General features: G+C 48.4%; 8 protein-coding genes. 6 read left to right on the top strand and 2 right to left on the bottom strand.

Features of this window, described 5'->3' with window-relative positions; all coding sequences use genetic code 11:
- Positions 1-677 precede the first annotated feature (677 nt).
- The gene (locus NDQ72_09795) at positions 678-5,252 is read right to left on the bottom strand and encodes a hypothetical protein (protein ID WKD30210.1); all 4,575 of its coding nucleotides are present in this window, start codon (positions 5,250-5,252) and stop codon (positions 678-680) included.
- A gap of 171 nt (positions 5,253-5,423) precedes the next feature.
- The gene (locus tag NDQ72_09800; protein ID WKD30211.1) at positions 5,424-5,636 is read right to left on the bottom strand and encodes a DUF2384 domain-containing protein; all 213 of its coding nucleotides are present in this window, start codon (positions 5,634-5,636) and stop codon (positions 5,424-5,426) included.
- A 220-nt stretch (positions 5,637-5,856) separates the two neighbouring features.
- Here NDQ72_09800 and NDQ72_09805 point away from each other — a divergent pair, with 220 nt between their 5' ends.
- The 6 genes from NDQ72_09805 to NDQ72_09830 all read left to right on the top strand — a co-directional run bounded on the left by NDQ72_09805 (position 5,857) and on the right by NDQ72_09830 (position 12,097).
- Complete coding sequence (locus NDQ72_09805) at positions 5,857-6,168, top strand: hypothetical protein (protein ID WKD30212.1); 312 nt, start codon at positions 5,857-5,859, stop codon at positions 6,166-6,168.
- A 53-nt stretch (positions 6,169-6,221) separates the two neighbouring features.
- The gene (locus NDQ72_09810; GenBank protein ID WKD30213.1) at positions 6,222-6,374 is read left to right on the top strand and encodes a DUF4113 domain-containing protein; all 153 of its coding nucleotides are present in this window, start codon (positions 6,222-6,224) and stop codon (positions 6,372-6,374) included.
- A gap of 111 nt (positions 6,375-6,485) precedes the next feature.
- Positions 6,486-7,139 carry a hypothetical protein gene (locus tag NDQ72_09815; GenBank protein ID WKD30214.1) on the top strand — a complete coding sequence of 218 codons (654 nt, stop codon included), beginning with the start codon at positions 6,486-6,488 and terminating at the stop codon, positions 7,137-7,139.
- 33 nt (positions 7,140-7,172) lie between these two features.
- Positions 7,173-7,841 (top strand): hypothetical protein, encoded by a 669-nt coding sequence (locus NDQ72_09820; GenBank protein ID WKD30215.1) that lies wholly within the window; start codon positions 7,173-7,175, stop codon positions 7,839-7,841.
- A 336-nt stretch (positions 7,842-8,177) separates the two neighbouring features.
- Entirely contained in the window at positions 8,178-10,316 is a 2,139-nt protein-coding gene (locus tag NDQ72_09825) for an AAA family ATPase (GenBank protein ID WKD30216.1), read from the top strand.
- Positions 10,316-12,097, top strand: coding sequence for an ATP-dependent helicase (locus tag NDQ72_09830; protein WKD30217.1), 1,782 nt, complete (start codon positions 10,316-10,318; stop codon positions 12,095-12,097). Before NDQ72_09825 ends, NDQ72_09830 begins: the two co-directional genes overlap by 1 nt.
- Positions 12,098-12,376: the final 279 nt, after the last annotated feature.

The following is a 12,376-nucleotide window of genomic DNA, read 5'->3' on the forward strand; positions in this document are numbered from 1 at the left end:
GTCATGTATAACCGTAGCCAAGCGCATGTGAAAACTAGCGGGTACGGCCCACAAACTTTTAATTTATTAATTACAGCTAATTATCACCATTCCAAGCTACTTCCAAAAAACGCTACTTTGCTAATACTTAGAACTCATCTTCATTAATTAGGTGAAATACCATTCGCTTTGCATGAGTTAGGTTACTTTTAGCCAGGACGTGCCAGTCGTATGCTTCGCTTCCCGGTATCATTTCCTGCCCCACTGCACAACGGTCTCGCTCATAGCGAAATCTTGTTCCAGCAGGTGATTGCCACTCGACAACATTGTCACCGCTAAACACCGGCTTCAAATCACTTATTTTTCGTATGCTCATCACATCAAGCTACCTGAAAATTAACAGAGACCTTGATAACCTATTTTCTTGGGTAACGCTAATACCATTCATATATGGGTAGCAAAGTGCAGCTTCCCTGGTAAAACATACCTTTGGCTTGAGCAAGCTTTTGGGCTTGGGAGGACACATCGTAATACCTTATGACACACAAGAATTTTCTACCCTGCAAAGTAGACACGATCAGCCATGACGTGAAAACATCGACACCGCCAGCATCGAGTGCTTGCTTGGCATCCTGAAAAGCTGACGCCAATCACTATTCGCACTGGTGGACACATGGGCGATGATTAAGTGATGCCGACTATCGATCGGTTGAGTGGATGAAAATAGCTGACGGAGCGTCCTGCCCAAAAAGTCGTTTCTGGCGCTCCTTTGCAAGCTTTCCATAGCGTCTATTCAGTGGGTTTTTTAGGCTCGTACCAAAGGCTACAATCGGTCCGCCATCTTGAGTAAAGCTATCTCTCCAGATATCAAACCGGCCATCAACACATTGTGTGAAAAGAACCCCAGCCTGCCAAAACGTGACAGGATTATTGGTTTCGCACATGATCTTGAACCAGTGTCGAGCCCAGCTATTATACCGATAGGCAGTGATCGCCGCCGCGTATGCTTTGCCGGGAAGGCCCTCGGTATCTTTGAATTCCGCTAATATCCTTTCACTGTGTGGGCTTTTATCGCAAAAGCCGGCAACCATAAGCCCGCGAGCAATTTGGGCTGGTTCGAGCTGCGCAATCTTTTCATCGATATAGGTATCAAGAAAAGCCCCTTGATTGCATTGCAATGCGGATAATACTTCGATTGCAATCGCTTGGTCAGTTGCCGCGCTGTCCAATCGCTTTCTACGCAACGCATCAAATGATGAAGATTTGCCTCCCTTCCATACGCTAATTGATCCAAGATCAACGCCGCTCTTACCGAATGTAAACCTTACCAACGGGCGGCTATGTGCCGTTCGCTCAAATAGCAGCACACTCTTCTCAGGATTGGTGTCTGCAATCGCACTAGCCACCAGCAGAATGAGATTGTGGACGACTGGGAGCCTAGTGTCGTTGATCTCCATGAAGTGGTCACCCCACTTATTTATAATTTCGGGATCGATAACTGCCAACGCCGCAAAATCCTCATGCGTAAGGTGATCAAGAATGATATGCGCTTTTGCTGCTGTCAGCTCTTCCCTGAAAGCAACGAACGAGTCTTTATTATGTTTTTGCCTATCACGGAATTCATTATCGCTCTCGGATAAACGTCTGAAAAAATCTTCTATATTCTCTGAGGGCGTCTCTCGCTCTGAAACAGAGAAAAGTATTGGATTCTCGGAAAAAATATACTCTGCCTCCAACTCAATTTCAGGAGTAACCAGTTCAATCGGTAGGCCGACTGCACAGTGAATAGAGGCATCAATGCGTTGAGCTATTTGTTGAACCGCTGTTCTTTTGAGCACCGTTGCTGCTCGCCCATAGAGTGATGATGAAATCCGGTCTATAACCATACTCTGATCGGTGAGTCCGGCTTCTGCAGCCTTTAGCAATGCAAGAGAGCCATACCAGTTCTCAAAATTATCTTTGCCCTCGGACAGAACATATTTCCAGTCACTCTCCGCTACCGCCCTTATTAGGTCGGGATGCCCCGAGTGGGCTGCCAGACCGAGTGCGCTGCGGCGAAGCCGTCCCTCTTTCGAAGTAATGGAAGACCGGGTGAAATCGCATATCTCGGTTGAGAGTTCTGCGCCCGTCGCAGCCGCTATCTCAAGAAGTAGGTGCTGCCTATAACATTCCGTACCCTCGGCCAGGGTTTCTTTTAAGAAACGGTCAAGGATCTGTGGATCAGGAGTTTTGGTTTCATCTATGAGTTCCAGCAGGAGTGGCTGATCCTTGGTCGTTGCCAGCAGAATTTCAATCTGCTCGGAGCAATCAAGGAATGGAAAAGCGATGAGCAATTCATACTGCAGCAAGATGCTCTCACTTTTTGGCAGTCCTTGATTATCGCCTGCTCCTTGTGCATTTTTCCATTTTTCGACCAGCGCCCGTGCCTGATTCGCCGTGACGAGCGCGCCATGTTCGCGCAGCTCCAATAACCCTTGTCGAAGCGATATGTCGGTGCGTTTTACAACGTTCTCTGCAAACTCGCGAAGCTTAGCTGCGGCGGCTTTCAGTCCAAAACGAGCAACGACAGGCAGGGAATCAACAAAAACGTGATCCTGAGACGATTGCCCTCTGCCCTGTCGGAGTGCGGTGAAATCAAGGCTCTGGTAACGCTGGACAGTTTGATCCATGTTAGCAGGTACCGGTGCTGACGGATCACAGGGCTCTATTTTTTCCTTTGCAGGGAATAGGCCAAGTGGCATCTGACGATCTTGGGTTAGTTCCTCATAAAGGATGCTAGCTTCCCGATCGTCACCTGAATCGCCCGTTGCTCGCAAGATTCTAAGCAGAGCCCACTTGCCTGTTTTTGAGATGGTATCAGAGTTGAGGTCCTTACAACTTTGCAACAGTGAACTTCGCGTCTCTGACCAATCACGAAGGTTCAGGCTAATGAGGGCAAGGAAACTCTTGCTTGGCACCTGATAGGAGCCGTTAAGCGCGTTGGCAAAACTCCAGTCAGTAAGCTCGTTTGCAAACGGTGCGAGTCTCTTGCCAGCCAGCAAAGTCAAAGCAAGCCCTGATAGTGCATCCAGATTACCCTCCATTTCTATTAGACGTCTCTGACGAGTCTTTTCGGCGGGTGAGAGGGCAGCAAGCTTGTCATCCATTTCCGCTCGCAGCTTTTCACGCTCCTGCTTAACTTTGTCCTGGGGATCACGACGGACATGACAATGCATACGGCGCTCCACCGCCAGAGAGTATGCGCGTAGCCAATCCCGAACTTCCTGTGCTACCGAGTCCCAGACGGCACTTGATTTTGCAGCTTGAACAAGCGCCGCTTGTATCCAGTCGAAGTTTGGCTGGTGACTAGAATGCAAACAGAGATTCCGAGCCGCCTTTGCGATATCCAGCGGTCTTTCCCTTGCTAAACTGACCAAGGCGTCAAGCGAATCTGGCGGTGGGTTCTGAAGCTCGGCGAATCCCTTAATAAGTGCCTGGGCAATCTCAGGTGAATGCTCATCCTCGTCAGCTGCGCATACTGTAATTGCCGCTTTCACTGCCTCAGCCGTTTTATCCAGCGCTTCGATCGGCTCAAGAACCTCCTTGAGAGCATCATCAAGACTACGGTTGTTGCGCTTGGCTTTGCGCAGATTTTCGATAATGGAGAACCCAAGGGCCAATGTTAGCCCCTCATCCCTGAGTTCGTATTTTTGCGGCTCCCCGGGGACGGAGGAATAGAAGCGGCCTTCGGCAACCGCTGGAACTTCGTTGTCAAAGATGCGCAGATCGTCCTTTACTTGGCTCGTAGCGCGTATTAGTAGTTCCTGCGCTTGCCCGCGTAGATGTGCTACGAATTCGATAGGATCATCGCCAAAGTCTTCCTTGATTCCTGCCATGATATGCTCGAACAACAGGCGTTCGATGCTAAGTTCCTCAAATATTGCAACGTCATCGCCGAAAACCTCAAGTGCAATCGACAGAATGCGAGGATTCCTTAGGAACTCTGCAACAAATGGATTGAGCTTGTTAAGGGGAACTAGGTGCCTCCTTAGAATGCTGTCACGTTCGTCAGCATTCCATTTGGGAATTACTACTTCTTTAAAGGGGTATTGCAGCGCCTTCTTAACTCGCGTGTTGAAGTAGTGTGTGCGTACCGTGAGTACGATGCGACCGCCACGCTGGTTAACATAGGTAGCGACATTATCGACGATCTTTCCCCATTTTCGGTCGGGGCGCTGATTGATCCCGTCGAAAACGAAAACAAAGCGCGGACGTGCCGGTTTGTCATCAGCTTTCCATGCCTTCAGTCGTCGCCGCCAGCGTATTATGCTCTTATCGCTTTTTTCATCGTTGGTTTGCGCAATGAGTTTTGCGATCAGAAGTGTCTCTATGTCGTCCTGTGTAGAGACCTCTGAAAAATCATCAGGCGTTAAAAACACCAGAAGAGGCTTGTCAGGTGGTGCAAGCCATGACTGCAACACAATCCATGACTTGCCGCAGCCTTCTTCACCATGGACGCAGACAATATTGTCCTCACCCATATTCGATAAATAGGGTTCCAGTTTATTGACCAAGCCTTTGCGGGGTAAAACGGTGACAGTTTTATCTCTGGGTGCGAGGGGTTGACTGAGATTGCTGCGTGCAATGGCCTTTTCAGATACAGTATCTTCAAACCACTCTGCGTTGGCCTTTTCTGCCATCGCTGTGGCCATTCCCGGAGCGTCAAGACGTTTGCGAATTAATTTCTCACTATCCTGAAACCGAGCATCTGAACGAATAGCATCCAGTGCATCAAGCACATCACTCAAAGCAATCTGATTGTTGAGATTGGCTTTCAGAAAGGCCTCGGTCTTCAGACCAGCTATTACGAGTGCTACGGCTAGACGTGGAAAGTCGAAAGGAGTCCAATCGAGGATTAGAACGCTGATACCTTGCTGTGCGCCATCGGTACGCAAGTCATCCGCTAGCTGGCTAGGTACTTCGCAGGTTGCCCCTAGCACCCAAACGAAGTCTGCGTGATCGTTGTGGCGAACAAAATCAGGTATCTTTGAGATCACTTCTGAACGTCCTAGAGTGCCATTGTAGCGCTTTGCCTCGAAGGCAACTTTACCTTCAAAAGATGCCTTGCCGTCTACTCCACGCTGGTAGCCACTGCTCGCAAGCCGAAAGGGGATGCCAGTTATTCCGTCAAGCGCTTCGCCAATAAGCCCTTCAAAGCCATCTTCTCCCGTTGGCTTCAGACTCAGTAGAGCTTTCCTCAGGTTTTCGATATGGGTTATCAATGGTTCGGTCATTCAGGGTCTCATATCTACCTGTTCAAAATCGATGAAAGCACATGCTGCTTTTTCTTGCATGGCCGCTTTTGGGTCGTCAGCTGTCATGGATCGCACGTTAAATGGCTTCCTTTGGCTGCACTCCACGGAAACAAAACGGGTTTTCTAGCCCCCGTCGGGGTCGGATTCGGGTCAGGTGTAAACCCCATGCTCTATCCTGGCTATCAGGTCTAGCACCTGCTGAGGGTTTTCTTGCATGACATCGGCGGGGCGCTTCCACCCAAGCCCTATAGCCTCATGATGTAACCAGCGGTCTGCCTCTGTTCGATCACCCTCAAACAGCTTGATTGCCATACGCCAGACTTCGATTGCGATTTGTTCTTCCGTTTCATCAGTGCCGAGCATAGACCAACCCTCTTTTTCTGCAGCTGGCTCCAGCGTGGTTTTGCTTGAGGATGCTTCCCCGTAGCCGATCATGCGGCTTATAGCGTCGATTGGTCATCGCAGCCTCCATCAGGTAACCGAAAACGGACTTCTTCCTATATATAGTAAGGTTTACGCGCTTTCTTTGCCTAAAACCAGCCTCGCAGATCGTCCCAGCGGTCTAGTCACTTGATGTACAGTGATGGTTTCTCGCTCGTTTGGTCGGCTTACTAACAACCCGCATGACCACCGCGAGGCACTTCGCCAGCATGCTGCCAGAGCGGGTGAAAAATTACGTAAACAGGGAAGTGTCTCCAGTGCGGTGATGGTATTCGTGCGCACCAATTCGTTTCGACAAGATTTGCCGCAGTACAGTAATCGGGTGGTAGTGACATTAGATCCACCGACGGATGATAGCCGCGAGTCGATTCACGCAGTCATTCAAGGGCTACGACAGCTATGGCGTAAGGGGTTCGCTGTGATGCCGCTCGACCTTTCTCCCAAAGCCAACTGACACTAATGAAAACACCGAAAACTACAGCCGTAGCTAAACGCAGCGAGTGGCTAATGGCCACTGTAGATCAACTCAATCGCGAATTAGGCAGAGGGACGATACAGCTCGGATTACCCCCTGCAGGTAACGCCTGGGCATTACGCGTTAAACATCGCACCCCACGGTACACCACGCGTTGGGATGAGTCGGTGAACGTTAAGCTTTAATTTAAGCGACAAGGCTTCTAATGAAAAAAGCTCAGAATAATAAGCATATCTAATAATCTGGTGCTAAGGTGGTTTAGAAAATAGCCGTGCGTAATCTATATGGAGAGCAGGATGCCATCAGCCCAGCCATTGAACGAGGAGCTTTTAGAACGCATATTTGCATACCGTGCGTTTGATCTGCGTGATCACTTCCCACAACCGTTGGAAACGTTTCGGCAGGCACTTGAGTGCTTACAAAGCGATGAATCTTACTTGCCGGACATGAGCGGTGAGATTGTGGCTTATCTTCGGGATGGCCGCGCACTGCCTATACCCGAATATTTTTTCATCCTTCAGGTCGGTAACAGTAGCGCTGTGGTGCCGCCGCAAGAAAATGATTATGTCTGCGCAGCTGTTGAAACCTGGTTACGAGAAGAGTTGTTGAAGACATCGACAGTTTTAGAGAAAGCATCAACGGTCAGGCCTGCTCGGCTCAACATACTGCTTGACCAATGCGACCCACATGCCCCAGAACCTGATGATATACAGGCATGGCAGCACATGGGGAATGTGGGCAGAGAAATCATCGACTCACCCAGCAGAGAAGATATTTGGGAAGTAGCAGTGCAGGTAATGGGGGAAGTACATGCAAGGCGTTGGATGAAAACAACGCACCCCCTTCTTGACTGTAAAAGCCCCAATTTATGCATTGTGACAGATCCGGCAAGGGTTTATGGGCTTGTGTTACAAATGAGTACAGGGGCGCATGCTCCGCACGGCGAATAAATGCTTCACTGTTAGGCTCCTGGAGTAAGAAATTTGGACGAAGTATTTGGTAAAAACGCTATCCTTCTATTGGGCGCAATGTTTGCTGCACTTATAGCGGGCTATTTTGCGTTTACAAACCTGGTGGCCTCTAAAGAAAATAAAGTTTCAGAATTTAGGCAGGATTGGATAAATTCCCTCAGAAACTCAGTCGCCCGCTACATTTCGTCATTAACGTACCTGTCGACCTTGTACATACATTACTCTGCGCGTCCAGAAGAAAAGCGCGACAAGTTTGAGATGGCCAGGGATGTTGAAGAAATATATGCAAAAGTGAACGAATCGTACAACGACATAATTTTCCGAATAAACGATCGAGAGAAGAGGAAAAAAGGAAAGGAGTTGAATGATGCTTTCTTAGATGCCCTGTATAAGACTAGGAAGCACTACCAAAAAAATGAACTGGCAGAGGCCCGATCCGCCTGTGAGCCCTTGCGAGAAGCGAGTAAGCCGCTACTAAAATATGAATGGAAGAGAGTTAAGGCCGGAGAGCTCAATTATAGGATTTCCAAGTACTTTGCAATATTTGTTCTAGTGTGTGGGCTTATTGCCGCGTTCGTTAATGCTTCCTATATTTTGGGTGCAGGCAATGAAAGTACTACAACTGCCGAAGCTAAGCCTAACCAATCAATGCAGCTGACCGCTGACGTGTCGGTTGATTGAGGCGTTAATCAATGTTGACTAAAAAACCGCTCTTGGCCGAATGCAGAGCCTCAAACTATTCTGGTGGCGAGACGACAGATAACTACCCAAAGCTGACTTCGCATATACAAACATACGTCACAGGCAGGGTGCTTGAACGTCTACTTACTGCGCTCAAAAACAAGTGGGCGACTCAGTATAATTGCACCGCAAGTTCCGCCTTGAACACATCCTACTGATGGCTGCTGCAACTCATCAGAAACTCCATTTGATTATTTATAAGGAATATCAATACCGCTGCGTAACGCTTGTTTCCGTATAAAAATTATTCAAGGGAATGGGAGCTTTCAGAAAACCATGCATATTTCAAAGCTAACATTGGTCAACTATCGAAATTTTAAGAACACCACGTTAAGCTTTAAGCGAGGTGTCAACACGATTATTGGCGAAAATGGTTCTGGTAAATCGAATATCCTCCGCGCGATACGTCTCCTGCTAGATGACAATATGGTGCGAGCTGCCCATCATCTGGATGATTCGGATTTCTGTCGTTCACTAGAAAGGTGGCAAGGCCATTGGATTATCATTAGTGTGGAATTCGATGAGATCAGCTCTGACGAAGCCGTGCAGGCGCTATTTCTTCAGACCACCGCCATGCTGGAAGATGGGCCGCTCTCAAGGGCGACTTATAACCTTATCTTTCGTCCTAAAAAGGAAATTCGTCTCAAGCTAGCTAAGCTCGGGGACTTCGACGTTGATGAACTAGAGGAAATTCGAGACGCGATCACAATCGATGACTACGAAACCATATTTACAGGAAGAAGTAGCGCTGATTTTTCTGACGAGTCGGTATACGAATCGATCGTTGGTGATTTCGATATGTGCTGTTTCAGTTCTGAGACGGAATTTCCGGAGATCGGATCTAGAGTGCCGGGATTTCTTTCAGTTACAAAAGAGGTTTCTCTTACGTTTATCCAGGCTTTGCGAGATGTTGTAGCTGAGTTTCATAATAACCGCACGAACCCGCTACTGACGCTTCTGAAGAGTAAAAGCGGGGATATCGATGCAGGATCAATGCTGCCCATCGCTGAGATGGTTCGCGACTTGAATACCTCCATTGAAAGCCTTGATGATGTACAGTCGGTTCGCCAGCATATCCGTGAGACGATAAAAGATGCTGCTGGTGAAACCTACTCCCCGGCTTCGCTTTCTATCAAGTCTGACCTGCCAAACGAGGCGGAAAAACTGTTTCAATCCCTACGCCTGTTTGTGGGGGAGTCTGATGATGGGTATGAGGGTACGATACATGAACTTAGCTTGGGCGGGGCAAACCTGATTTACCTGACGCTTAAACTCCTTGAATTTAAATATCAGCGTGAAAAGCTCGCTATTGCCAACTTCCTCCTAATCGAAGAACCAGAAGCTCATATCCACAACCATATTCAGAAAACCTTGTTCGATCGCATTTCTTATAACGATGCGCAGATCATCTATACGACACATTCAACCCAGATCTCCGAGGTTAGTAATGTAAGCAATGTTAATATCTTGGGTCGTCAAGGCTCTTTCTGCGAAGCCTACCAACCGGCTACAGGGCTTGATGCCTCACAAGTCGTGAGCATTCAACGCTACCTTGACGCGGTGCGTAGCAACCTTCTTTTCGCTAAGAGCGTATTGCTGGTTGAAGGTGATGCCGAAGAGATACTTGTCCCAGTCCTCGTAAAGAAAGTCCTGGGACTGAGCGTCGATGAACTGGGCATCAGTGTCATCAACATTCGTAGCACGGGTTTCAAAAATGTCGCCATTTTATTTCATGACATGCGTATCCGTAAGCGCTGTGCCATAGTCACCGACCTTGATACGATCTTCTTCGGTGTAGAGCCAGATTCAAATGATTCGTCCTCCATGGCAGCGAGGAAGCTCAGGGCGATCGGCTCTCAGGAATCTGGCGCCGTTCGCAAAATCAATCTCGATAAATTTGTAGCCGGAAATCCTTGGCTAGATACCTTCTACGCAACGCATACGTTTGAAGTTGATTTCGTCGCTGCAAATAACCAAGAGGCACTCGTTAGAACTATCCATAAGGTGTATAAGTCCCCTCAGACTATTGCTGAAGCGCTTGAGCAGCTCCACTCAGGTGAACTACACCAGGAAGGCTACCGGACGCTCTTGATGGCCGAACAAGAAGGAAAAGGCTGGTTTGCGATCCTGCTCGCCAATGAACTCGATCACCAGGTTGTGATACCTGCCTACATCAGGAAAGCGATCCTGTTCGCACATAGTCACTTCTCCCGTCCGCTGATTGCCAGGATTCTTCAGTATCGTGCCACCTGCCTATTCCATGCCGATCCTTCAGCACATACGCGTTTAGCCATCTTCGAAGATAAGCTCAACCGCTTTCGGCAGGGAGAAATCACACTGCCAGAGATTAGAGCAGCATTCGCCTTAGCAGTACCTTACGATGCCATCGACCCATTCTTAGCGGAGATGATCTGATGTTTGTTTGGGAAGAGGGCGAGCTTAACTCGGAACAAACAGCCGCAATAAAAGAGTCATCGAGCGTCTTCCTAATTGCGTGTCCCGGAAGTGGAAAGACGCGCGCACTCACGTACAAAATCGCTTATGAACTTTCCCGCCAAACGGACAAGCGGATCGTCGTTGCGATCACTTATACGCATCGCGCTGCCGACGAGATACAAGAGCGTATTGAAGACATGGGAGTTGATACGTCTGACCTGTGGATCGGAACTATCCATTCCTTTTGTCTCGAGTGGGTTATCAAACCCTACGGTATCTACCAGCCTGAGCTTGCGCGTGGGTACCGCATACTTGATAAGCATGATCGCGAACTCATGCTTAACCGGCTATGCGCCTCTTATTCGGGGGTGACCCATTGGGATTGCGATTACTACTTCAGTGAAGCTGGATACCACCTTGGATGTGCCGATGCTAGGAAGCATGAGGCGCTACACAAAATCCTAGGTGAGTATTTCCACGAGCTTTCAGAGAAGCGGCAGATAGATTTTGAACTCATTCTTTGGTTTGCGCATACGCTCATGCGTGATCAGAAACATATCGCGCCGCTGCTCTCAAATGTATTTTCCCATATCTTCGTGGATGAGTACCAAGACACGAAGCAGATTCAATACAGCCTTTTAACCGCTATTCTACGCGCAGGTGCTGGGCGAACGAAGACTTTCATTGTCGGCGATCCGAACCAGGAAATCTTTGGTTCACTCGGAGGTTATGCGATTTCAGTGGCCGACTTCCGAGCACAGGCGGGAATCCCGATCAAAGAAATGGCTCTCAGTCGAAATTATCGCTCGAGCGAAAGAATCATCAGCCACTTTTCAAACTTCAACGTGCATGCGACTAGCATTCAAGGTGTGGGGACAAACGCAACGTTTCCAAGTGTAATTTCTTACAATCAGCACATAGCTCATACTGATCTACATGATGAGTTGGTTAGGCTGATCCAAGTGAGCCTCTCCGCAGGGCACGCACCCGCGGAGATATGCGTAGTCGCTCCGTGGTGGGTATTGCTGGCGTCAACTACGCGCAAATTAGTGGCAATGTTGCCAGATCAACAGTTCGACGGCCCGGGCCTAGTCCCTTTTAGTAATGACCTGGACAATTTCTGGTTCAAACTATCGAAAATCCTGCTGACACAGTCTTCGCCACACATGCTTGTTCGACGCATGCGTTGGGCTAGAGATGTAATCAACGACCTCAATGATTTTGGCTTCAACACGTCAAGTCTGACACAGCGATTGCTATTGAGAGAGTGCAATGCACTCTCGATTGGCGAGACGGATGGACTTGACTACCTTGATCAAGCCTTTACCCAGCTGTTTGAGCGGCTCGACATAGTTTTAGATAGCTTTCCCCCGCTCGTGGAACATCGTGAGGCATTCTTTCGCAGTTCAAATGTAAGAATTGAAAGGCTTAAGAAGGATGGGGCTAGTTATATCACTGATATATCTTTCTTCCGGAAAGTATTCCGTGAACGAACTGGTGTCACTGTTTCGACCATACACGGGGTCAAGGGTGCTGAGTTCGACGTTGTCATCGCTTTTGGTCTTCTTGAGGGTATGGTCCCTCATTTTAATGAAGCTACTGGCCAAGTTGCTGCCAAGAAGCTACTTTATGTAATAGGCTCCCGCGCACGCAAGCATCTTCACCTTATATCAGAGGTAGGTCGCCCCCGAGGGCGCTACGCGCATTATGTAGCAACTGAGGTTCTAGACTCATGCGCATTCAGTTATAACGAATGTTGATAAGAAAGAGTCTCAAAATCATGGCTATTTCCGCTTGCAGAGTGTGGCACTGCCTGAGATGTAACAATGCACTATAGCCTTTCGTACAGTTAAATTTTGTGTGCAAGGGTACTAAATTATCTAGGACGTACTTGGCCGCTGTTGGTTGGATGCGTCCCTTTGATGACAAAGTTTACTCTTAACTTAATGATCTCAGGCAATGGATGTGATGTAACTCAAACTAGCGAGGTTAATGAAATACCATCCGAGTCTGACAGTTCCTATCATCATCGGCAGCGT

The sequence above is a fragment of the Halomonas sp. KG2 genome, assembly GCA_030440445.1.
Lineage (GTDB): Bacteria > Pseudomonadota > Gammaproteobacteria > Pseudomonadales > Halomonadaceae > Vreelandella.